This is a genomic window from Bradyrhizobium sp. SUTN9-2 (assembly GCF_003122645.1).
In the GTDB taxonomy this organism is placed as follows: Bacteria; Pseudomonadota; Alphaproteobacteria; order Rhizobiales; family Xanthobacteraceae; genus Bradyrhizobium; species Bradyrhizobium yuanmingense.
Window position 1 is genome coordinate 7,204,221 of record NZ_LAXE01000001.1, and the last position, 22,828, is coordinate 7,227,048.

The following is a 22,828-nucleotide window of genomic DNA, read 5'->3' on the forward strand; positions in this document are numbered from 1 at the left end:
ACCGCGTCCGGCTCCGGCTCCGCTTACCCTCCCCTGGGGAGGGTAAGACAGCGGCGACCTCTCGGAACAACTTACGCCGCGAACACCTTGGCTAGGCCCGCCTGGGCTTCCTCCTGGATCCGTTTCAGGTGCTCGGGGCTGCGGAAGCTTTCGGCGTAGATCTTGTAGACGTCCTCGGTGCCGGACGGCCGCGCGGCGAACCAGCCGAAATCGGTTTCGACCTTGATGCCGCCGAAGGGCTGGCCGTTGCCGGGCGCCTTGCTCAGCGTCGCACGAACCGGATCGCCAGCGAGGTCCTTGAGGCCGAGCTGCTCTGGCGTGAGGGACTTCAGGATGTTCTTCTGCGGCCCGGTGGCGGCAACGTCGATGCGCGCGTAATGCGGCATGCCGAATTCGGCGGTGAGATCATTGAAGATCTGGCTGGGATCGCGGCCGGTCTTGGCCATGATCTCGGCAGCGAGCAGGCCGAGGATGACGCCGTCCTTGTCGGTGGTCCACACCGCGCCGTCGCGGCGCAGGAACGAGGCCCCTGCACTCTCCTCGCCGCCGAAGCCGAAGCCGCCGGTGACGAGGCCGTCGACGAACCATTTGAAGCCGACCGGCGTCTCCACCAGCTTGCGGCCGAGCTTTTTGGCGACGCGGTCGATGATCGAGCTCGACACCACGGTCTTGCCGATCGCCGCATCCTTGCCCCAGTCCGGACGGTGCGCGAACAGGTAGGAGATCGCGGTCGCCAGGTAATGGTTCGGATTCATCAACCCGCCGGTGCGCGTGACGATGCCGTGGCGGTCGGCGTCGGTGTCGTTGGCAAAGGCGACGTCGAAGCGGTCGCGCATGCCGATCAGGCTCGCCATCGCGTAAGGCGAGGAGCAGTCCATGCGGATCTTGCCGTCCCAGTCCACCGTCATGAAACGGAAGGTCGGATCGATCGCCTCGTTCACGACATTGGCGTTGAGGCCATAGCGCTCGATGATCGGATGCCAGTAATGCACGGCGGCGCCGCCGAGCGGATCGATGCCGATCTTGACGCCGGCGGATTTGACGAGGTCGAGATCGACGACATTGCCGAGATCGGCGACGTAAGGCGTGACGAAGTCATAGGCGTGGACATTCGCGGCCTTGCGCGCCTTGGCATAGTCGATGCGCTTCACGTCCTCGAGCTCGCCGGCGAGATAGGCGTTGGCGCACTTCTCGACGGCAGCGGTCACGTCCGTATCGGCCGGGCCGCCATGAGGCGGATTGTATTTGTAGCCGCCGTCCTCGGGGGGATTGTGTGACGGCGTGATGACGACGCCGTCAGCAAGACCAGAGGTGCGGCCCTTGTTATAGGTGAGGATCGCATGCGAGATGACGGGCGTCGGCGTGTAGCCGCCATCCTTGTCGATCATGACCTCGACGCCGTTGGCTGCGAACACCTCGACGGCGCTGACCAACGCCGGCTCGGCCAGCGCATGGGTATCGATGCCGATGAAGAGCGGGCCGGTCAGGCCCTTCTCCTTGCGGTAATCACAAATCGCCTGCGTGGTCGCGAGGATGTGGCCTTCGTTGAAGGTGTTCTTGAACGAGGTGCCGCGATGGCCCGACGTGCCGAACGCCACGCGCTGTGCCGGATCGGACGCATCCGGCTTGCCGGCGAAATAGGCCGTCACCAGCTGCGGAATATTGGTGAGCGCGTCCGGCGAGGCCTGCTTGCCCGCCGCGGGATGAACATCAGCCACTGGAATACCCTCGTCCTGTCGTGAGTGCGGGACACCATAGCATCGGCCAAGCCTCCGCCAAGGGCACAACACGCGCGACGGGGAAGGCGTTCCTTGGAGGCGCTGCAGTCCCCATGAGCAGGTTCGTGCTATGCTCGGCAGCACCGCCCTTTCGAATCGTCTGATGATCCCATCGCGCAAGCTGCTCGTGCTGATCGCCGGCCTGACCCTCGCCGGTGCACCGGCGCGCGCCGCGGAGTTCTACACCGAGGACCTGCGCATCCCGATGGCGGAGGCCGGACCGCAGGGGCTGGAGGCCTTTCTGGTCCGACCAGTCGGGACCAAGCGCTATCCGCTGGCGCTGCTCAGCCATGGCTCGCCGCGCAAGTTCGAGGACCGCGCGACCATGTCGGCACACAAATACTATGGCATCGCGCTGGAATACGCCCGGCGCGGCTTTGCGGCGCTGGTGGTGATGCGGCGCGGCTACGGCACCTCGCCGGGCGGGCGCGTCGACAGCGTCGGCGGTTGCGCAAAGGCCGCGTACCTGCCGGCGGCCGCCGTCGCGGTTGCCGATCTGCGCGCCGCGATCGATGCGATGGCGCACCGGGGCGACGTGACGACATCGGGCATGATCGCGGCCGGCCATTCCGCAGGCGGCCTTGCAACGGTGGCGCTGAGCGCACAGGCGCCGGCGGGCCTCGTCGCCGCAATCAATTTTGCCGGCGGCCGCGGCTCGCGCAACGACGACGATGTCTGCAATCCGGATGGGCTGGTGCAGGCCTTCGCCACCTTCGGCAAGACCTCGCACGTGCCCATGCTGTGGGTCTATGCCAGCAACGATTCCTATTTCGGTCCCGACCTCGCGCGCCGGCTCCATGACGGATTTCGCGCGGGCGGCGGCAATGCGAGGTTCGTCGCGGCGCCGGCTTACGGCGAAGACGGGCATTATCTCTATTCGGTCGCGGGCCGGCCGCAATGGACACCGTATCTCGACGCCTTCCTGCGCGAGCGCGGGCTCGGCCATGACCTCCTGAGCCTGCCCGATCCGCTGCCGCCGCCACGCCAGCTCAACGAGGCCGCGCGGGCCGAGTTCGCGCGCTATCTCGCCAGCCTGCTGCCGCACAAGGCCTTTGCGGTGTCGCCGAACGGCGGCTACGGCTGGCGCGCCGGACGGGCGACGACTGAGGAGGCCCGGCGCGACTCGCTGGCAGCCTGCATGAAATGGTCGCCCAGCTGCACGCTCTATGCGGTCGATGACCAGCTGGAGGAGCCGTCGCAGGCCAGATCCACCGACCAGAGCGCCCGCGCGCGACCGTGACGCACACACGCCTGAGGCCGGTTTGTTAACTCCGGCGCTCTATGACAAGCCCATGCTGCGGGATTGGGCACGCTTCATTCTCGGCGCGACGTGGAGGCACGTCGCGGTCGTCCTGCTCGTGTCGGCTCCGATCGGCGCACATGCGGCTGACGGCAGCAGCGAGCTCGGCGCCGGGGAAACGCCGTCGTCGCGGACCACGATCCGGAAGATCATCGAGAGGGAAACCAAGAGCACCAATCTGCCGGCCGATATCGCCGAGGCGGTCGTCTTCGTCGAAAGCGGCTACAACCCGGCGGTCATCGGCAGCGCGGGCGAAATCGGCCTGATGCAGGTGCGCCCCGAGACCGCGGCGATGCTGGGCTTCCGCGGCAGCAGCGCGGAGCTGGCCGAACCCGACGTCAACATCCATTACGGGGTGCTCTATCTCAGCCAAGCCTGGCGGCTTTCGGGCGGGGACCTCTGCCGCGCGCTGATGAAATACCGGGCGGGTCATGGCGAAGTGGAGATGAGCGCGCGGTCGCAGGTCTATTGCAACCGGGCCCGCAACCGGCTTGTCGCGATGAGCGCGATGCCGGGAGACCGCGAAGCTGCGGCTGCTCCGGATCCGGCGTCCACGGTTGCAGCTGCCGTTGCGGTTGCGGCTGCGGCGCCCGTGAAACCGGCGAGCCGCCCGAAGATGCCGGTGCAGCCGAAGGCGGTCTATGCCCGCTATCGTCAAGGCACCGCGGCCGCCAGCCGCGCCTATTGGGCGGCCCATGAGGCCAGGGTCAGCCGGATCAAGGCGCGCATCGAAGCACGTTGGAAGCGCGTCGCATCGCGCTGACGGCGATGTTGCTATTGTCTGAGCATGATCTTGCCGGAAAACCGCTGCACGCTTTTCCGGATCTTGCGCTACAGCCGCTCGCTGAGCGCGAGCTTGTAGCCGACGCCGGTGACGGTCGCGATCACGGGCGTGCCGCTGCCGACGAGCTTGCGGCGCAGCCGCGCCACCAGCGCATCGACGGTGCGGATGTCGACTTCGGCCTGGCGGTTGCTGACCACCTCGATCAGATAGTCGCGGCTGAGCGGCCTGCCGTCGGCGCCGACGAGCGCCGCCAGCAGGTCGAATTCGGCGCGCGTCAGCGCCACCGGCTTGCCGTCGTTGCCGAGCAATTCGCGCCGGGTCAGGTCGATGATCCAGTCGCCGAACGCGATCGAATTGTGGTTGCGCGCCGCCTTGCGGTCGATCGAGCGACGCCGCAGCACGCTGCGCGCACGCGCGAGCAGATCGCGCAGGTTGATCGGCTTGGTGACGTAATGGTCGCCGGCGACCTCGAGGCCGAGGATGCGGTCGACGTCGGTGTCGCGCCGCGTCACGAAGATGATGCCCGCGTTGCTGGTGGCCTGGATCTCCTTGGCGAGCTCGAAGCCGTCCCCGTCAGGCAGTTGCACGTCGAGGAAGACGAGATCGGTGCGCGCGCGCAGCGCCTGACGGCACTCCGTGCAGGTGCCGGCGCCGACCACGTCGAAATTGTTGTCGCTGAAATAGTCGACCAGCATGGTCCGCGTCACCGGATCGTCCTCGACGACGATCAGCCGCTCGCGGCCGGGCGGACGAGCGGAAGCTACCGCCGTCCTGGCGGTCCCATGTGCCTGCGTCCCGACCTGCAGATTCAAGTCGCCGCGCAACGCGCCGTCATGTGAACGGGCATTCACAGCCTGTTCGAGCCCCCGAAATTGCCTGCCGCGATACTAGGCGCGTTGTGATGCGCAAACAATATTGGTCATGCTCTTGGCACATTAAGTATGAATTGGCCCACAATTCTCATTTTGCGCACCGTTGCGCCGGCAGTCTCCCGATTTTCGGAAAAGCAGATCGTACTTCGGGCGGCGCTCTGCGGCTTGCTCCCCTGTGAGCTTCGCATCTACTGTGCCTCCAAAAGCCTGCACTCGGAGGTGGCGCATGGAGGTCATACTGCTCGGCACCGGCGGCCCGCGCCCGGACCCGCGCCGCATGGCGACGACCACGCTGATCAGGCTTGGCGAGGAGAACATCCTGTTCGACGCCGGCCGTGGCGTCATGGTGCAGCTTCACAAGGCCGGCGTGCCGCTCGGCGCCATCAACACGGTCTTCCTCACCCATCACCATTTCGACCACATCGGTGATCTCTACGATGTGATGTTGAATTCGTGGATGCACGGGCGCAAGGACGATCTCCGCATCTATGGGCCGCCGGACACTGAGCGGCTCGTCAACACGCTCATCACGCAGGTCTACGACAAGGACATCATCTGGCGGGACCAGGGCGAGCCGAGCTTCGGCGGCTGGAAGCCGGTCGCCGCAACGGACATCATCCCAGGCCCCGTGCTCGACACCGGTCGCTGGAAGATCAGTGCCGAACTGGTCTCGCATGGCGATGGCCTCGACATGCCGCCGGCCTTTCTGGCGCGCTGGATCTGTCTCGGCTATCGCTTCGAAGCGGAAGGCAAGGTCATTGCTATTTCCGGCGACACCGTCCCCTGCCCCGGGCTCGAGCGGCTGGCCGAGGGAGCCGACCTGCTGGTGCAGTGCTGCTTCCTCGCCACGCCGGAGATCAACAACGAGCATTTGCGCCGGCTTGCGAAATACACGATCGCCTGCGGCGACACGGTCGGGAAGATCGCGGCCAGAGCCGGCGTCAAGAAGCTCGCGCTGACCCATCACCGTCCGCGCACCGACGATGCCATGCTGAACGCATTGCTTGATGACGTCAGGCGGGACTATGCAGGACCGGTCGTGCTCGGCGAGGATCTCACGCGCATCGAGGTCTGATCATCATCGATCAGCTCGCCGGCCTCAGGACGATCCGACCTCGATGCGGAACGACAATTGCTCTTCCGCGCCGGCTGCGATGTGCATCAGTCCCGGCTTGTCGGTGAACTCGCCTTGGAAGTCGGCGGGACTTGCGTAGCCGCGCCAGGGCTCGATGCAGAGGAACGGCGCGCCTGACGGTTTCGACCAGACGCCGAGCTCGCGAAATCCGCGCCAGGACATTTTCAGCCATGGCCCGGTCGATGCACCGCCCGCCGCGGCATAGCGGACCGAAGTGCTCTCGATGCGGTCGAAGATGATGGCGTCGTCGACGAACAGGGAGTCCGACAAGGGAAGCGAGGTGCCTTTGACCGGGCTCGGCTCCGCTGCCGGCCGCAGCAATCCACCTTCGAGACGGCGGACCGGAGACGGTTCGGCGCTCGCGAAAGTCAGCGCATGGCTCTCCTTCGCCGCGCCGGGCTGCAGCGGCCAATTGAAGGCGGGATGACCGCCGAGCGAGGCCGGCAACGTCTCCTTGCCGGTGTTGGCGATCGTGAGCGTCAGATCGAGGCCGGACTCATCAATCGCATAGGCTGCCGTCAGCCGGAACGGGAACGGATAGAGCGCGCGCGTCGTCTCATTATCATCGAGCACCAGGGTGCAGCGGCTCTCGCCGCGTTCTGCCCACACGAAGCGGCTGTCGCGGGCGAAGCCGTGCTGCGTCATCCGATACGTCTTGCCCTGATGCCGCAATTCGTCGTTGGCAAGGCGCCCGACGATCGGAAACAGCAGCGGCGCGTGACGCGGCCATTCCGGTCCCGCCTGCCAAAGGAATTCGGTGCCGCCGCCCTTCAGCGAGCAGAGCTCGGCGCCGTGCGCCTTGACGGTCGCGGTGAGCGAGCCGCAGCGGAAGGAGTGGGTGTCATCGGTCATGGCCGACCTCTACACCCCGGCCTGGCACGCAGCAAGGCGACGCCGGGCCATGCAGGCGGCGCCTCCGAGCCATGCCCGGCTGCGTCATATTTCTGTACCTAACGATTGCTCACGTGCGGCTCCTCCACCGCGAGCTCCCCGCGAACCCGGCCGGAACTCCATGAACCATCGTGGTCCCCAATTGAAATTCTTCATCAACGGCCGCTTTCTGTCGCAAAAGCTCACGGGCGTGCAGCGTTATGCCGCTGAAATGGTCAAGGCGATGGACGTGCTGCTCGCGTCGGAGCAGATTCCGGCCTCGCTGCGCAACGCAGACTGGCAATTGTTGAAGCCCGCGGATGCAAGCGAGGAACTTGATCTCGACCGGATCAAGATTCGCGCTGTCGGCCGGCTGCATGGGCACGCGTGGGATCAAATCGATCTCGCCCGCGCTGCCGCCGGGAGCCGCTTGATCAGCCTGGCCAATTCCGGACCCGTCCTCCATCGCGACCACATTGTGGTGATTCACGACGCCCAGGTCTTTCGCAGGCCCGACTTCTTCAACTGGCGCTATCTGACCGTCCATCGCACGATGGGGCGGATGCTCGCCCGGCACGCAAGCATCGCAACGGTGTCGGGATTTTCCCGCAAGGAGCTTGCGGATGTGCTGAATCTCTCGGCATCGCGCATTCCCGTCTTCCCCAACAGCGCCGAGCACTTTGCAGCCACGCAGCCCGATCCCGGCATCCTGGCCCGACTTGGCGTTCAGCCGCAGAAGTTCTTCCTCTTCGTGGGCTCGAAAACCAAGAACAAGAATCTGTCCGTCGCGATCCGCGCCATCCAGCTGCTCGACCGGGCAGACGTTCCCCTGGTCATCGTCGGCGGCGACAACAGCAAGGTCTTTCAGGATAATTCGGGCGAAGGGGCTTCCGGCCTGGTGCTGGCCGGCCGTCTGACCGACAGCGAGATTGCCGCGCTCTATGCGCACGCATCGGCCTTCGTGTTTCCCTCGCTCTACGAGGGGTTCGGCGTGCCGCCGCTCGAAGCCATGATCTTCGGCTGCCCGGTCATCGCCTCGAGGGCCGACGCCGTCGTGGAGACGTGCGGCGACGCGGCTGCGTATTTTGACGCCACGGATGCCGAGGCGTTGAAGCAGCTCATGCTCGAAAGATTGGCAATCGGCGCGATCTCGGACCAGGAACGCCGGCGGCAACAGGATCGCCTTGCACTCTATTCGTGGAAGAAATCGGCGAAGACGTTGCTCGATCACCTCGCAGTGCCGGCGAACGTCGCCAGCGCTGCGTGAAACGCGGCGCGGTTCGCCTATCGCGCGCAACGGTTTTTGCACAAACGGTTTGCAACTCGCGGCTCTTTGCCTGGTTCCATGAAATTTCTTCTTCGTTCTTGCGATGATCGCAAGCACGAGCGCCTTGGCGCAACATCACCACATCGCTGCCCCAATATCGCTACGTATTCGAGGAACTGTGTTTCGCACTAGCGAACACAGAACAGGGATACAGATGTCCGGCTCTCCAACGCGGCCCTACGCAAGGCAAACGATGAAAGTGCTGCACATCGCCGAAACGATCCGTGGCGGGATCGCGAGCTATCTGAACGAGTTGCATCCTCAACAGCAGGCCAGCTTCGGTGCCGAGAACGTACATTATGTCGTGCCGTCGGATCATCGGGGCGACCTTGGCGCGATCGATGACAACCAGATTACAACATTCGAACGATCCGGCCGCAGCGTCGCCGGCCTATTCCAGATGCTGCGTGCCAGCATGCAAGCGCTGGATGCCTTCAGACCGGACGTGGTGCACCTGCATTCTTCCTTTGCAGGGCTCGTGCTCCGGGCCGCGCTGGCAGCCCGCTCGGGCGGACCGCGCGTCGTCTATTGTCCGCACGGCTGGGCATTTTCGCGCGAGACCGGCCGCTTCAGTCATAAGCTGACGAAGGCGGCGGAGAACCTGCTTGCGCGCACCTCGGACCGAATCATCTGCATCTCCGGCGACGAGTACAACGAAGCCGTGCGCGCCGGAATTCCTGCCGACCGCCTCACCGTGGTCCACAACGGCATCTCGAAGAGCCGCACGCCGCAGCCCATCTCCGCGGACTGGACCTCTAAGAAGGTCAAGGTGCTGTTCATCGGACGCCTGGACCGGCAGAAGGGGTTCGATCTGCTGATCGAAGCGGCACGCGCGCTCGAGGATGTGCTGGACGTCCGCATGATCGGCGCCTCCGTCGTCAACAAGTACGAAGGTCCGACCGTCCCGTCCAACGTGTCCCTGTTGGGCTGGCTCGACCGCCCGACAATCGAGACCCAGCTCGAGGCCGCCGACCTCGTCGTGATCCCGTCACGATGGGAAGCCTTCGGCCTCGTTGCCCTGGAAGCGATGCGCGCGGCCAAGCCCATCCTTGCGTTCCGTAGCGGAGCTTTGCCCGAGATCGTCGTCGACGGCGTGACCGGCGTGCTTTGCGAGCCCGTCGCGGTGCAGCCGCTCGTGGATGGTTTCCGGCGCGCACTCGATCTCGATCTCAAGGTGCTGGGACAGCGCGGCTACGACCGCTTCAAGCAGCTCTATGACGTCGAAAAGACGCATGCGCAATTGCAGCAGGTCTATGTCGAGCTGCTTCAGGACGACCAGACGCCCGTCGAAGCGAAGGCGGGGCTGCAGTCGGATCTCTCCAAGAATTTCTGATGGCTGCACCGCTCCCACGCACCTTGGTTCGCGACAGTCTCCGCCTCGCGAGCCTCTTCGCATCCATTTTCCTTCCGGTCTCGGTCTGCGCACAGCAGGCGCAACCGCTCGATGCCCGATTCCTGCTCGGGGTCGGCACGCATCAGGGGCTGGGTGGCCCGGTGAGCGCGCGCGGATACGTGCCTTCGGAAAACGTCGCCCAGATCAAGCAACTCGGTCTCAATTCCTTTCGCGATGATTTTCCCTGGTCCGAGTTCGAGGTTGGGGGACGCCGGATGGGCTTCACACCCCGACTTGGCAGGCTCGAAGCGCAGGTCAAGTCCGGCGTCGCGCGCCCTCTCCTGATCCTCGCCTTCGGCCATCATCTCGTTCCGAATTCCTCGCCACCGACGACGGACGAGGCGCGGCAGCGATTCGCCGATTATGCGGCGGCGGCGGCGCAATCGGTGGTGGCGCAGCATCCGCTGTTCGAGCTCTGGAACGAATGGAACCTGGCGGCGAGGAAAGATCCTGCGTTCTCGCCGGAAAACTATCGAGCGCTTGCCGAGGTCACGCGGCCGGTAGTCAAGCGGGTGGCGCCAAATGCGCCGTTTTTGGTCGGCGCGCTCGGCGACGATCTGGGCTGGACATGGACCGAGAAGATGCTGCGGACCGGCATTCTTCAATATGCGGACGGCGCATCGATCCATCTCTACAATTTCTGCATGGGCCCGAGCAAACGCACCTCGGCCGAAATCATCGACAGGCTGACGGCGTTTCACCGCCTGGTCGGCCAGGCGAGCGGAAACCCCGATTTTCCGATCTATGTCACCGAGACGGGGTGGACCACGGCTGCCACCAATAAATGCGGCGTCAGCGAACAAGCCCAGTCCGACAATACGGCACAGCTCATCTTGTGGGCATCGACCGCGGCGCGCTGGCTCAAAGGAATGTGGTTCTACGAACTCAAGGACAGTGGAAAGGACGCATCGGACCTGGAGCACAATTTCGGACTCTATCGTTTCGATAACTCCCCAAAGCCGGTCGCCTGCGCGGCTCAGGGCGCCTGGGCTTTCATCCGCTCCAGCCTGAGCGCCGAGAAACGCGAGCTCACCAGTGGCGTCGTGTCGATCAATGCAACGACGACGTCCGGCGCCAGAGTTGCGGTGTGGTCCGAGACTCCCGAGCGGCGTTACGAGGTCAGGATCAAGGGCGATCAGGACGGCGCAACCTTTGCGATGCCGTGCGACTCGGCCCCAAGACCTACGTCCGGTGCCTGGATTCCGGTTTCGACCACGCCGGTTCTCATTGCAGCGAGCAACGGTGCCATGCCCGCTTTGGAGATAAGGCCGGCGCGGTAAGCGCGATTTTGCAAAACATGAGGTTCAGTGATGAAAGTTCTTTTGACGTCCACGCTTTATCCGACGCCTCAGGCCCCCAAGATCGTCGGCGGTGCAGAGATCTTCGCGCGGCGCTTCGCCGAAGGCCTGGTGCAGCGCGGAGACGAGGTCGAGGTGATCCGCAGCGCATCCGCGCCCGAGCAGGCTCGTGAAAGCTGCAACGGCATCAACGTCTATTCTGCGCCGGTGCGCAACTTCCATCTGCCCTTCTCGCTGCCGAAGAACATCGTAAAGCGCAGCATCTGGCATGCGGTCGACGACTGGCAGATGCAGGCGCCGCTGATAGCGGAACGCATCCGGGCCTTCAAGCCGGACGTGCTGCACTCCAACAATTTGTCGGGTCTCACCACCGCGGTCTGGCGCGTCGCCGCCCAGCTCGGCGTGCCGGTGCTGCATACGCTTCACGATTATTATCTGACCTGCCCGCGCTGCTCGCGCTTCGACAAGGGACGCTCTTGCGAGCACACCTGCACGAGCTGCGGGATCCTGACCTTCCATCGCAAGCGGGCGACGCACTGGCTGAGCGCCGTGGTCGGCGTGAGCGAGCGCGTGCTGTCGATCCATACCGACATGGGCATGTTCGCGGAGACGCCGATCCGAACCGTGATCCGCAACGCCTCGACCGAGCCGCCGCGCGAGCCCTACCCTCGCCCGGTCTGCACCACGGAAGTGACGTTCGGGTTCATCGGCCGCCTCACTGAGGAGAAGGGCATCGACAACCTGATGCATGCCCTTGCCATGCTGCCCCCCGACCGCATCCGAATGATGATCGCCGGCCGGGTCAGCGAGGAGGAGCAGCGCCGCCTCAAGGCGCTCGCGCCGCATGCGCGCATCGAGTTCATGGGCTTCGTGGCGCCGGACGATTTCTACAGGCAGGTCGACGTGGTGGTCGCGCCCTCGATCTGGCACGACCCCGGTCCACTCGTCGTCGCAGATGCCAAGGCGGCCGGCAGGCCGCTGCTCGGAACGCGCTTTGGCGGCATGCCCGAGGTCATCGAGCACGGCGTGACGGGTTGGCTGACCGAAGCCGATCCCCAATCCCTGGCCGACAGCATGCTTGCAGTCGCGTCTGATCCGCACAAGATCGACGAGATCAGCCGGCGCCTGATCGCAGATACCAACAAATGGGTATTTGCCGACGTGCTGTCATCCTACAAGAATCTGTATGAGCAATTGCGCGAGCAGCGGATGTCGCGCGTGCGCGCAGCAACGACTGAAGCCCCGCGGGCCGTCGGCAAGGAGCGCCTCATTCCGAGATGACACGCCTCTTCGCGATGGCGGGCTACCTCTATCAGAGCGCCGCGGCGATCATCCTGATCTTCGCGATCAGTCATCTGTTGCCCGCCGCCGACTACACCAATTTCTCGTTGGCACTGGCCTCGAGCCAATTGCTCTGCGTCCTGATGTTCGAGTGGCTGCAGCTCGCCGGATTGCGCTTCCTGGCAGCAGCCGGGGAGAACGAGGCGGCGCGGCTGAGGTGGTCGCTCTTTGCCGCGGGCCTGTCGAGCGCGGGCGCGCTCGTCGTGGTCGGCGGCTGCGCATCGCTGGCCAGCGTGCTCCCGGCCGGGATCATCGCGCTGGGCCTCGGCATTTCCGTGCTTCAGGGCCTGACCGACCTCTATTTGCTGTCGGTCCGCCTGTCCGACCGGCTGGGTATCGCCTCCTCTCTCCTGGCGTTTCGCGCCACCGCCCTTCTGACCGGAGCCGCCGCGGGCGCGGCGATTTGGGGAACGGCGGAGGCGGCGCTGCTCGGCGTCAGTGCGGGCCACGCCGTGGGCCTGCTCGCGGGGCTGGTGGCCTATCGCACCCCCCTGGAGCGCGTTCCGCTGCCGACGATGCTGGCCGACTGGAAGGATTTCTCCCGCTACGGCATGCTCGCGGCGGGTGCGTCCGTCATCCATCTGTCGGTGCCGGTGCTGCTCCGCTTCATCATCATCGGCCGGCTGGGCGCGACGGGGGCCGGCGCTGGATTTTCGATCGCGCTCGACCTGCTGCAACGGCCGTTCTGGGTCCTCAATGCGGCGATCCACACCGTGAGCTATCCCGATGTCGTGAAGGATTTCGAGCACGGAACCGTCATGAAGTCGGTGCAATCGACGCGGCGAATGTTCGAGTTCATGGTCTGCACGACCCTCGTGCTGCTCGGCGGCCTCGTCGGCTTCATTCCGGATGCAGCCCGTATCCTGGTGCCGCGGGAGAGCCTTGATGGCTTCCTGACGACGGCACCTGTTGTGGCCGTCTTCTATTTCCTGCACACGCATCTCCAGGCGACCGTCGCGGTCGTTCCGCACCTGGAGAAGCTCGCAACGAGGCTCGTGATCGTTGCGGTCGGCCAGCTCGCGATCGTCGCTGCCGTCGCGCTGGCCGCGGCATGGGCCGGCCTGTCGCCGCAACAGGCGGTCGGCTGCGCTTGCCTCGCCACGCTGGCAGCGATTCTGTTTGCGCTCGGTCCGACCCTGCGGTTCGAGGCATTCCCTCGCTGGTCACTGGTCGCGCAGGCGCTGGTGGCCGCCGTCCTGATCGGATCACTCGGCGCGATGCCGACCGAGCCCGCGACATGGCTTGCCGGCAAGATCGTGATCGCCGCGCTCGCAACGGCGATCGTCGGATGGCGCGGCGACTTTCTGATGCTGGCCCGTCGCGGCTAGCCCAATTCGCCGCATCCGGCACGGATCGGAACACAGCGGGCGAGCAACTGAGCCGTTGGGCCACGGCTCAAATTCAGGTCCTGGACGGAACCATTGCGCCTCCCCGATCAAACCAAGCGGTCATATCCGGGAAAATACGGATACAACCAGTGCGATAAAATCTTTCAGATTGATCGCCCATGAAAATGGCATCTGCCGACTCCCTGTGCCATCCGATGACGCAGACGAAAGAGTCGCACCCCTGCGCCGCGTTCGTATGACACGCTCTCAAGCCGAAGCGTTGGATCGAACTCGCACGGCTTGCGCATATATTTAGCAGCGTGAATCGTGGAAATCTTGAAAGCGCCATTCTCACGCCATCCTGCACGGGCATCGCATCAGCATTCTGCTGCAATACGAGTCGAAGTGTTCCTGCACAAGGAACCGCATTTCACTCGCGATTTGTAGCTTCGATTTTTATCTGAAATTCACACTCGACAGAGAAGCTTCGACGCAAATCCCTGCGAGCAATTTCGTTCGCGCTGAAACTCGAGTTTGCAATGCCTGATCAAACAATCCTGTCCGCCAGCAGCTTCATCAACTCCATCGGCGTCAACACGCACGCCGGTTTCGGATGGACCGGCTACAACAACCTCGCGCTGATGGCCGACAGCCTCGAATATATCGGCGTCACCCATCTCCGCGACGCGATGGGGACGAACCCCGCTGCGCAGCCGGTCGTCGAGGGCCTGGCCGCCGCCGGCTACAAGTTCGACTTTCTGGTATCGTCTGCGCTGCCCCAGTCCGGTACGGTCGGGTTGCAGAACTACATCGCCTCGCTCCAAAAATTCGCGACGAGCTATTCGGGCAGCATCACCGCCATCGAGGGGCTCAACGAGGCCAATCACCAGCCCTTCAGCTACAATGGCAGCTCCAGCCTTTCGGCCGCGGCCCAGTTCCAGAGTGCGCTCTATCAGGCCGTCAATGCCAACGCGACGCTCGCCAGCATCCCCGTCTACAATCTGTCACTGGCCTACAACGATCCGCAAGGCTACAGCCAGCTCGGCAACATGTCGGGCTCGGTCGACTATGCCAACGCCCACGCTTATGTCAGCACCGGCCTCAATCCGAGCAGCTCCATTGCGGCGACGCTGAGCGCCGTCATGGCCGCGGCTCCGGGAAAGCCTGTCGTCATCACGGAAACCGGCTACACCACGCAAAACAACACCCAGTATCTCGGCGCCAACGAGACGGTGCAGGCCAAATCGATCCTGAACACGCTTGTCGTCGCCTACAAGGCCGGCGTGAGTGCAACTTACCTCTACGAGCTGTTCGACCGCGACTCGTCTGCAGCCAACACCAATCCCGAAGCCAATTTCGGCCTGTTCAACTCCGACGGCACGCCCAAGCTCGCCGCGACGGCGATTCACAACCTGACGACCATTCTGGCCGACGACGGCAAGGGCGGCCTGCAGCCGACTGACCCATTGAACTACACGTTGAGCAACATGCCGGCCACCGGCAACAGCATGGTGCTCGGCAAGAGCAATGGCGCCTACGAACTCGTCGTCTGGGCCGAGCCGAAGCTCTGGAACGATGCCACCGATACCGAGCTGTCCAATGCGGCCCAGACGGTGACGGTGAACCTCGGCGCCGTCCATCATACCGTGAAGGTGTACGACACGCTGACCGGCACCACAGCGATCGCCAGCTACACCGACGTCAGCACCATCACCATTCCGGTCAGCGATCACCCGGTGATCATCGAGATCGACGCGCCCCCGACGACGCCGCCCGCCCCGGACACAAGGACCAGCGTCACCGGAACGGCTGCGGAGATCGTGCCGCAACTGTCCGATCTGAGCGACTCGACGGCGCTGCAGACAATCACCCTGACCGACTCCCACGTCCTGCAGGTCGCGTCGAAGGCGACCATGGACTACATGATCGCCCATTACGGCAACGCGCTCTCGAAGATCCAGGGCGGATATTCGTTCTCGGTGACGAACTCGGCGGCGACCTGGACCAGCACGAGGACTTACGATTCGAGCGGCAAGCTGCTCTCGAAATCCGACACCGGCCTCAATTCAAGCGGGCAGCCGACCTCGACCACCATCGTCCACAGCGACGGCTCCAAGGACGTGATCAGCTACACCGGCGGCGTGCAGACTAAATTCGTTCATGTCGGAACCGACGCAACCCGGACAACCGACACCTACAACACGGCCGGCACCCTGCTGAGCGAAGTCGTCCAGAAGCCCGACGGCTATTACTCCACCACGCTCTACACCAACGGCGTGAAGACAGCCGCCTACGTCAAGAACGCGGACCGCTCGCAGGACAACTATACTTACAATATCACGGGCAAGAGCTTCACCACCCAGGTGCAGCATCTCGACGCTTCGGGGAAAGTCACTTCGGTGATCCGCAGCCATGCCGACGGCTCGCTGGACTCGACCCAGGTCTACAATAGTGACGGCAGCAGCGTGATCACGTTGTACAGCGCCACGGGAGTGAAACTGATCGAGACGGCCTACCATGCCGATCGCAGCAAGGATGTCTGGACGTACAACATCAAGGACCAGAACTATACGACCCAGCACGACGTCTACGATTCGACCGGATTCCTCACGACCCTGACGCGCCTGCATGCCGACGGCAGCCTGGCCTTCGAGCTGATGCAGACCGCCGACGGCACCAAGACGACCAACTGGTACAATGCCGCCGGCAGCCTCACCAGCGAGGTGGTCCAAAAGGCCGACGGCTTCGCCTCGACAACCCTCTACAGCAACGGCGTCAAGACGAAAGTTTACATCAAGAACGCCGACGGTAGTCTGGACAACTATGCCTATGGCATCACCGGCCAGAGCTACACCACGCTGATCCAGCACATCGATCCGTCCGGCAAGGTCACGTCCGTCACCCGCAAGCACGCGGACGGCACGCTCGACTATACCCAGGTCGTCAACAACGACGGGAGCAGCGTCGTCACCATCTATGACTCGACGGGAGTACGGACGAAACAATCCGAGTACCACGCTGATGGCAGCAAGGATGTCTTCCTCTACAACATCACCGGCCAGAACTACACGACCGAACACAATGTCTACGATGCAACCGGCTTCCTCACGACGCTGATCCGGAAGCACGCGGACGGCAGCATGGCGTTCAAGCTGGTGCAGAGCAAGGACGGGACCAAGACGACGGACTGGTACGATGCCAAGGGGGTCCTCACCAGCGAGGTGATCACGAAGGCCGACGGTTACAGCTCGACAACGGTCTATACCAACGGCCTGAAAACTGCGGCCTACATCACCAATGCCGACCTGAGCCAAGACAATTACACCTACAACATCACCGGGCAGAGCTATGCCACGCAGCACCAGCATCTCGATCCGACCGGCAAGACGACGGAGGTGACCCGCTGGCACGCCGACGGCACGCTCGACTATACCCAGGTCGTCGGCAGCGACGGTGGCAGCGTCGTGACCAATTACGACGCTTCAGGCCTCAAGAAGACACAAACCGACTATCACTCCGACGGCTCGAGGGATGTCTATCTCTTCAACGTCATCGGTCAGAACTACACGAAAGAGCACGATACCTACGATACCACCGGTTTCCTGACGCACATCGTGCGGACCCACGCCGACGACAGCCTGGCATTCACTCTTGTGCAGAGCGCCGACGGCACCAAGACCTCGGGCTGGTATGACGCCAAAGGAATTATCACCAGCGAGGTGACGACCAAGAGCGACGGCTACAGTTCCACCACGGTCTACACCGGCGGTATCAAGACCGCTGCCTACATCAAGAACGCCGACGGCACGTCGGACAACTGGAACTACAACATCACAGGCCAGTCCTACACGACGCAGCACCAGCACCTCGATGCCTCGGGCAAGATCGTCGAGATCACAAGGACCCACGCCGACGGCACTCTGGACTATACCCAGGTCATCAACAATGACGGCAGCAAGCTGACCGACATCTATAACAGCGCCGGCATCAAGACCCAGGAGATCGCCAGCCACGCCGACGGCTCGAGGGACGTCTTCCTGTTCAACTTCAACGGACAGGCCGGCGTCACGCAGCACGAGAGCTACAACACCGCCAAGGCGCTCGAGTTCATCGATCAGACCAAGTCCGATGGCACCCACAACGTCACGGCCGTCGCCAGCGGCGTGACGATCCAGGGCGGGGCCGGCAATGACGTGTTCTCGGCGGCGCCGAACTCGACGACCATCGCGTACGACCACGGCCAGGACCAGATCCTCAACTTCCAGGCCGGCAGCGGGACGACGCACGACACGATCGCGATCTCGAAACTGCTGGCGGAGGACTACAGCCAGCTCCAGATCACGCAGTCCGGCACGAACGCGCTCATCACGTTCTCGGCGACCGACTCGATTCTGCTGAAGAACGTCTACGTCTCCAGCCTGACGAGCCACGACTTCGTGTTCGTTTGAGCCGGTGAGACCTGCCCAAACGGGCGCCAACGTCGCTGGGGGCCGGGACCATGTCCCGGCCCCTGATCGCTCGTTGGTCGGGCGCCTGCCTCATCGATGAGCAAAAGGCTCTCTGCCATCCGCAATTGGATGAGCCCCATGAATTCGGAGGGATCGTCGCGTTGTGCCGCCATCGGCCGCCGCGCTTGCGAACTTGCGTCACAATTCGTCTCTAGAAGAGCGACGAAACGTGCAAGGAAACCGAGCCCCGATGGAAGCCAGTGAAGCAAGACGTTTTGTCGTTCTCGACTTCTACCGCTTCGTCGCCGCGCTCGGGGTCTTCATCTTCCACCTGAAGCTGATCGACAAGGGCATCTCACCGGCCTGGAACGGGTCCTATGGCCTGTTCGTGGACATGTTCTTCATCCTGTCCGGCTTCGTGATCTCCTATTCCTATCCTTCAAGCTCGACCGGCCTGCGCTCCTATGCGCGCTTTCTCGTTAGGCGGATCGCGCGGATCTACCCCTTGCATCTGCTCACCTTGTTGATATTCGCGGTCCTTGCTCTCATGGGCATATCCGGTCCGACCTCGCACGCGAGCTTGACGGATTTCATTCAAAACCTCTTCCTCGTGCAGGCGTGGGGTATTACAGATCATCTCAGCTTCAACTCGCCGGCTTGGTCCATCAGCGCCGAGCTGTTCTGTTACCTATTATTCCCATTGTTCATGCTGCTGGCCGGGAGGATCTCGCCGCTGATGCTGGCGATCATCGTCGCGCTCTCTTACGGCATCCTTGCCCATGCTCACCTGCCGATCTGGCAGGAACGCTCTCAGATGTACGGGGCAACTTTCGATTTCGGGATGTTACGGGCGCTTCCGAGCTTCCTGAACGGGATTCTCCTAACCGTCCTGTTCAGGCTCTCGAGCGACTATCGCAAGAAGCCGGTTGCATTCGCCGGAATAGCGCTGTTTGCCGTCTCGGTTCTGGTTCTCAACTTCTTTGCCAAGCCCGACCTTGCAATCATACTGTTCTCTCTCGCGATCCTCGTCACAGCCACGGGAGAAAGCGCCTTCGCGCGGTTTCCCGGCTCCGATTGGCTCGGCCGCCTCGGCAACACGTCATATGCCATCTACATGATGCACGAAGTGCTGTTGATCCTGCTCTTCAAGCCGGCCTGGCACTATTTCGGACTTCAGCCAAGCATGTTTCCGGTGTTTGCATTGGTCTGCTGCATCGTTCTGACAGTCGTTGCCGACGTGACATATCGCTACGTCGAAGATCCCGCTAGAAGAGTGATCAACCGGCTTGCGCCTGGCGGGGCAAGATCAGCCCGCGTCCCGAAGCCCGAGCCGCTCGATCTTGCCGAGGCCAGACAGGCGGCCAACGCAAGCTAGCTGGTGCGTGCAGGCCGAATTCTGGCTAGGTCTTAGACGATCGCCGCACACGACCCCAGACTTCCTGGCATATCCGCACCACGGCCGGCCGGGCGACCGCCATGACAACGGCAAGATAGACCGAAGAACCAAGCAGCACGAGCGCGGAGAGACGCAGCCATGGCGACGTGGCCGGCATGGTAATGGAGGCAGCAACCACCGCGCAGGCCATCACCGCGGAGCCCGCAAGTGCCGGCATCAGCGCCGCGGCATAGGGCCTGATGCCGAGCGCCAAGATCCGCATCGAGGCTCCGGCGGACAGTGGATACAGCAACAAGGCGCGAACGACATAGCCGACAGCGATGGCGATAAGGCCAAATGGCGCAGCGAGGATGAAGATCGTTATGTTCGAAACCGCGTATATCAGCGTCAGCCAAGTCTGCCAGTGCGGTTTGCCGAATGCCAGGATCACCGAGTGATTGTAGAGGCCGATCGTGGTCAAGAACCCGGTGATCGACATGATCGCGAGTAGAGGGGCGGCCTCGCCCCACTTGGATCCGAAGAAACCGACGATGAGATCCGGTGCCAGAGCCGCTATGCCCGCGAAAAGCGGGGCCGTCAGCAGTGACGTGTACTTGACGAAGTCGACCAGCGTCGAACGCGATGCTTCCCGGTCATGCTGGAGGCCAGCGATGGTCGAAAAGAACACGCGGTTCAACGCATTCCCGATCACGGTACTCACGGCGTTGACCAGGCGCTTGGCAAGGCTGTAGAAGCCCGCGCCGGCGGCGCCGGTATACCAAGTGACGAAAATCAGATCGGAATTGGCATTGGCAAAGTTCGTGATTCCCGTCAGCGCCACGTAGCGCGCATAGCTCAGGAGATCGATAACAGCCTGCCGGCTGACCCGGAGCCGAGGGCGCCAGGGCGTCAGGATCCAAAGGCTGACCAGCGAGATCAACGAAGTCGAGACGAGCTGTCCGACCAGCGCAACGACCCCGTAACCCTGTATCGCCAGCGCGATCCCTACGGCTCCGCCAACCGAGATTGAAGAAAGCGAACGGATGGCGAGGGATCGAAAGAGTTGATTGCGCGTCAGCCAGGCTTCGTGCGTCCGTGACAGGCCTTGCACGGCCACCACGATGCAAAATCCTTTGAGAACGATGGCAAGATCCGAAAGACCGGAGAATCGTTCGATGGCGCCGCTCGAGGCGAACAGTGCGAGTGCTGCAAACAAGGAGAGGCCCGCGATGAGCCAAAACGAGGCAGTGTAATCCTCATCCTTCGGATCGGGACGCGCCTGGACGGCAATCGCGATGCTCTCGATCAGGACTGCCCGGCAGAACTCGAGCGCCAGCGCTCCCGTTGCCACGATGCCGAGAATCTGCGGCGACAGCAGCCGCGCCATGATCATGTAGATTGCGAGCGTGAGCGCCTGCCCGACCGCGGAATCGAGCGCCGACCAAATGACGCCCGAAACGATCGAGCGCGGCTTGATAATCTCGTGGCGCAACTGGAAGCCTGTCACAATTCGGGGTTAGGTCGACATTCGTCGATGAGCCATTGGCTGCTATGGTCCAATAGTCGCCTTGTTTACGAGGACACTACGGCAAGAAAGCAGCTACATCCGAGGCAGCATGAATTTTCGAGGCAATCTACGACGGCTGATCAACGAGGTCGGCTGCGACTTTATTCATCAACTGCCCTATCCGCACGTGGACTTGTTCTTCTGGCGTCCCGACGACGGAACGATCAATTTCGGTGATCATCTTTCGATCGTTGTCGTTGACCATCTCTTGCGGCAATTCGGCTATACGCTCGCCGATGAGGTGCCGCGGCAAGCGCGCTTGTTCGCGATCGGCTCCGTGCTCCACTACGCGCGAAATGGCGATGTGATCTGGGGAAGCGGCGTAAACGGACGCCCCGGCCAAGGTGACCTCAACCATCGCGTGCAGAATTTGGACGTGCGAGCGGTGCGCGGCCCCCGTACCCGGGAAGTTCTGCAGCGCCGGGGCATCGCGGTTCCCGAAGTGTTCGGAGATCCGGCCTTGCTGCTTCCTCAGCTGTTTCCAAATCGTTTTCGCCCTACTGCCAAGAAGCTGTGGGTGTTTGTTCCGAATTTGCACGATTTGAACATCGTCGACCCTGCCGCCGATACGGTGGTCTCACCGCTGGGATCCTGGAACCGGCGAATTGACGCCATTCTCGAAGCTGAACTGGTGCTGGCCAGCTCGCTCCACGGCATCATCGTCGCCGAGGCATTCGGGATACCGGCTCGATACGTACGGCTGAGCAGCGGAGAGGCCGAGTTCAAGTATCATGACTATTATGAGGGCACCGGCCGGTTCGCCGTCGAGTTTGCGACGAGTATTGACGAAGGTCGCGAGATGGGGGGAGCTGCGCGCCTCAACTTTGATCATCGTGCCTTGATGAGTGCATTCCCGATCGACCTCTGGAGCGGAAAGAACTAACATGGCCAAGCGCCTTCGCGTGGCCATCTACGCGCCGCATTTTGCGGAATATTCCTACCGCCTCGCATCGGGATTGGCGCATCATTGCGACGTTCGGCTTGTGCTCAACCGCAAAGACGCGAACCAGCAATGGGAGCTTGCCGATATCGCTGTGACGGCGCCGTTCGAGACACGGATTCGCGACCTCAGTCTGCGGCGCGGCGGCGCAATCGGCATCCCTGCCTCGTTCATCGACATAATTTCCTTCCGCCCGGACGTGATCCATTGTCACGAAGTTCCCGAGATCTACACGTCCAAGCTGATTCAGCTCCTGCGTCCGCTCGGCATTCCCTTGGTACTGACCGTTCACGATGCTATCCCGCACTCGGAGGGCGGCTCCGGCACCTCGCCCCGTGAAGATGCCTGGCGCGGGCGCATGCGTGCGGCCGCCTCGATCGTCACGACGCACGGCGAGAGCTGCATTGCAGATTTTCATCGCGCTTCGCCCGACTTCAAGGGCGAGACAGTTTGCAGCATGCACGGCGTGCTGATGGTTCCGCCGGACAAAAGCTCGTTCACCGAGCCCGAATCCGGACGCATCCTGTTTTTTGGGCGGATGTGGGCTTACAAGGGCCTCGACGTCTTCATCGACGCGATCGACATGTTGGCCCAGCGCGGCGTCGCGCATGAAGCGATCGTCGCCGGGCGCGGCCCCGAGATGACACGGCTCGGCGCCCGGATGGAGGCAATGCCGACGGTCAAGACCATCAATGCCTACATTTCGCCTGCGGATACCGGACGTCTATTTCAATCTGCTACGGTGGTTGCCTTGCCCTACAAGGATGCATCACAAAGCGGGGTGCTCGCATCCGCCTATGGGAATGCGCGTCCCGTCGTCGCCAGCGCCACCGGTGGCATTCCCGACGTCGTGACGGACGGCGTCAATGGTCTTCTGGTCCCTCCCGGCGATGCCACTGCGCTCGCCGATGCACTCGAGCGCGTGCTGACGTCGAATTCACTCGCCACAACGTTGGCTGACGGCGCGCGGCAGACCGCGGCCGGCCCTCTGAACTGGGACCACATTGCCGAACGGTTGCTTGGATCCTATCACAGGCTCGCCGGTCGTACCGTGTGAGCGCGACACGCGCTT

General features: G+C 63.1%; 16 protein-coding genes. 12 read left to right on the forward strand and 4 right to left on the reverse strand.

The features are described from left to right. Positions 1 to 71 precede the first annotated feature (71 nt). Positions 72 to 1,718 carry a phosphoglucomutase (alpha-D-glucose-1,6-bisphosphate-dependent) gene (gene pgm, locus XF30_RS33400; protein ID WP_109145039.1) on the reverse strand — a complete coding sequence of 549 codons (1,647 nt, stop codon included), beginning with the start codon at positions 1,716 to 1,718 and terminating at the stop codon, positions 72 to 74. Positions 1,719 to 1,881: 163 nt separating this feature from the next. Here pgm and XF30_RS33405 point away from each other — a divergent pair, with 163 nt between their 5' ends. Together XF30_RS33405 and XF30_RS33410 are read left to right on the forward strand one after the other, a co-directional pair. Continuing rightward, on the forward strand, positions 1,882 to 3,018 hold the full coding sequence (locus tag XF30_RS33405; RefSeq protein ID WP_192893326.1) for an alpha/beta hydrolase family protein: 1,137 nt from the start codon (positions 1,882 to 1,884) through the stop codon (positions 3,016 to 3,018). Continuing rightward, positions 2,945 to 3,841, forward strand: a complete 897-nt coding sequence (locus XF30_RS33410) for a transglycosylase SLT domain-containing protein (protein WP_244609062.1) — start codon at positions 2,945 to 2,947, stop codon at positions 3,839 to 3,841. The genes XF30_RS33405 and XF30_RS33410 overlap by 74 nt, the downstream gene beginning before the upstream one ends. 68 nt (positions 3,842 to 3,909) lie before the next feature. Here XF30_RS33410 and XF30_RS33415 read toward each other — a convergent pair whose 3' ends face one another. Next, positions 3,910 to 4,713, reverse strand: a complete 804-nt coding sequence (locus XF30_RS33415) for a response regulator transcription factor (RefSeq protein WP_036024738.1) — start codon at positions 4,711 to 4,713, stop codon at positions 3,910 to 3,912. 247 nt (positions 4,714 to 4,960) lie between these two features. Between XF30_RS33415 and XF30_RS33420 the strand changes: the two genes are divergently transcribed. Continuing rightward, a complete protein-coding gene (locus XF30_RS33420) occupies positions 4,961 to 5,809 on the forward strand; it encodes an MBL fold metallo-hydrolase (RefSeq protein WP_109145042.1) in 849 nt (282 codons plus the stop codon). A 24-nt stretch (positions 5,810 to 5,833) separates the two neighbouring features. Here the strand turns inward: XF30_RS33420 and XF30_RS33425 are convergent, their stop codons facing one another. Next, positions 5,834 to 6,721, reverse strand: coding sequence for an aldose 1-epimerase family protein (locus XF30_RS33425; RefSeq protein ID WP_109145043.1), 888 nt, complete (start codon positions 6,719 to 6,721; stop codon positions 5,834 to 5,836). 181 nt (positions 6,722 to 6,902) lie between these two features. On the opposite strand from XF30_RS33425, the gene XF30_RS33430 reads away from it, so the two are divergent. The 7 genes from XF30_RS33430 to XF30_RS33460 all read left to right on the forward strand — a co-directional run bounded on the left by XF30_RS33430 (position 6,903) and on the right by XF30_RS33460 (position 19,249). Beyond that, positions 6,903 to 8,006, forward strand: a complete 1,104-nt coding sequence (locus XF30_RS33430) for a glycosyltransferase family 4 protein (RefSeq protein WP_109145044.1) — start codon at positions 6,903 to 6,905, stop codon at positions 8,004 to 8,006. Positions 8,007 to 8,259: 253 nt separating this feature from the next. Further along, positions 8,260 to 9,399, forward strand: a complete 1,140-nt coding sequence (locus XF30_RS33435; protein ID WP_109145045.1) for a glycosyltransferase — start codon at positions 8,260 to 8,262, stop codon at positions 9,397 to 9,399. Next, a complete protein-coding gene (locus XF30_RS33440) occupies positions 9,399 to 10,739 on the forward strand; it encodes a hypothetical protein (RefSeq protein ID WP_109145046.1) in 1,341 nt (446 codons plus the stop codon). Before XF30_RS33435 ends, XF30_RS33440 begins: the two co-directional genes overlap by 1 nt. 30 nt (positions 10,740 to 10,769) lie before the next feature. After that, positions 10,770 to 12,038: a glycosyltransferase family 4 protein gene (locus XF30_RS33445; protein WP_109145047.1), complete on the forward strand. Its 1,269-nt coding sequence runs from the start codon at positions 10,770 to 10,772 to the stop codon at positions 12,036 to 12,038. Next, the gene (locus XF30_RS33450) at positions 12,035 to 13,426 is read left to right on the forward strand and encodes a hypothetical protein (RefSeq protein WP_109145048.1); all 1,392 of its coding nucleotides are present in this window, start codon (positions 12,035 to 12,037) and stop codon (positions 13,424 to 13,426) included. Before XF30_RS33445 ends, XF30_RS33450 begins: the two co-directional genes overlap by 4 nt. A 539-nt stretch (positions 13,427 to 13,965) precedes the next feature. Further along, the gene (locus XF30_RS33455) at positions 13,966 to 17,874 is read left to right on the forward strand and encodes an RHS repeat domain-containing protein (RefSeq protein WP_109145049.1); all 3,909 of its coding nucleotides are present in this window, start codon (positions 13,966 to 13,968) and stop codon (positions 17,872 to 17,874) included. A 250-nt stretch (positions 17,875 to 18,124) separates the two neighbouring features. Further along, positions 18,125 to 19,249, forward strand: coding sequence for an acyltransferase family protein (locus XF30_RS33460; RefSeq protein ID WP_109145050.1), 1,125 nt, complete (start codon positions 18,125 to 18,127; stop codon positions 19,247 to 19,249). Between the two features lie 25 nt (positions 19,250 to 19,274). Here XF30_RS33460 and XF30_RS33465 read toward each other — a convergent pair whose 3' ends face one another. Further along, positions 19,275 to 20,741, reverse strand: coding sequence for a lipopolysaccharide biosynthesis protein (locus tag XF30_RS33465; protein ID WP_158284434.1), 1,467 nt, complete (start codon positions 20,739 to 20,741; stop codon positions 19,275 to 19,277). A 124-nt stretch (positions 20,742 to 20,865) separates the two neighbouring features. Between XF30_RS33465 and XF30_RS33470 the strand changes: the two genes are divergently transcribed. Further along, positions 20,866 to 21,699 carry a polysaccharide pyruvyl transferase family protein gene (locus tag XF30_RS33470; protein WP_109145052.1) on the forward strand — a complete coding sequence of 278 codons (834 nt, stop codon included), beginning with the start codon at positions 20,866 to 20,868 and terminating at the stop codon, positions 21,697 to 21,699. 1 nt (position 21,700) lies between these two features. Then, a complete protein-coding gene (locus XF30_RS33475) occupies positions 21,701 to 22,813 on the forward strand; it encodes a glycosyltransferase family 4 protein (protein ID WP_050991697.1) in 1,113 nt (370 codons plus the stop codon). Positions 22,814 to 22,828 lie beyond the last annotated feature (15 nt).

Coding starts and splice junctions, on each gene's coding strand:
- XF30_RS33405 (WP_192893326.1), top strand. CDS start 1,882: ATGATCCCATCGCGCAAGCTGCTCGTGCTGATCGCCGGCCTGACCCTC.
- XF30_RS33410 (WP_244609062.1), top strand. CDS start 2,945: ATGCGGTCGATGACCAGCTGGAGGAGCCGTCGCAGGCCAGATCCACCG.
- XF30_RS33420 (WP_109145042.1), top strand. CDS start 4,961: ATGGAGGTCATACTGCTCGGCACCGGCGGCCCGCGCCCGGACCCGCGC.
- XF30_RS33425 (WP_109145043.1), bottom strand. CDS start 6,721: ATGACCGATGACACCCACTCCTTCCGCTGCGGCTCGCTCACCGCGACC.
- XF30_RS33435 (WP_109145045.1), top strand. CDS start 8,260: ATGAAAGTGCTGCACATCGCCGAAACGATCCGTGGCGGGATCGCGAGC.
- XF30_RS33440 (WP_109145046.1), top strand. CDS start 9,399: ATGGCTGCACCGCTCCCACGCACCTTGGTTCGCGACAGTCTCCGCCTC.
- XF30_RS33445 (WP_109145047.1), top strand. CDS start 10,770: ATGAAAGTTCTTTTGACGTCCACGCTTTATCCGACGCCTCAGGCCCCC.
- XF30_RS33450 (WP_109145048.1), top strand. CDS start 12,035: ATGACACGCCTCTTCGCGATGGCGGGCTACCTCTATCAGAGCGCCGCG.
- XF30_RS33455 (WP_109145049.1), top strand. CDS start 13,966: ATGCCTGATCAAACAATCCTGTCCGCCAGCAGCTTCATCAACTCCATC.
- XF30_RS33460 (WP_109145050.1), top strand. CDS start 18,125: ATGGAAGCCAGTGAAGCAAGACGTTTTGTCGTTCTCGACTTCTACCGC.
- XF30_RS33470 (WP_109145052.1), top strand. CDS start 20,866: ATGAATTTTCGAGGCAATCTACGACGGCTGATCAACGAGGTCGGCTGC.
- XF30_RS33475 (WP_050991697.1), top strand. CDS start 21,701: ATGGCCAAGCGCCTTCGCGTGGCCATCTACGCGCCGCATTTTGCGGAA.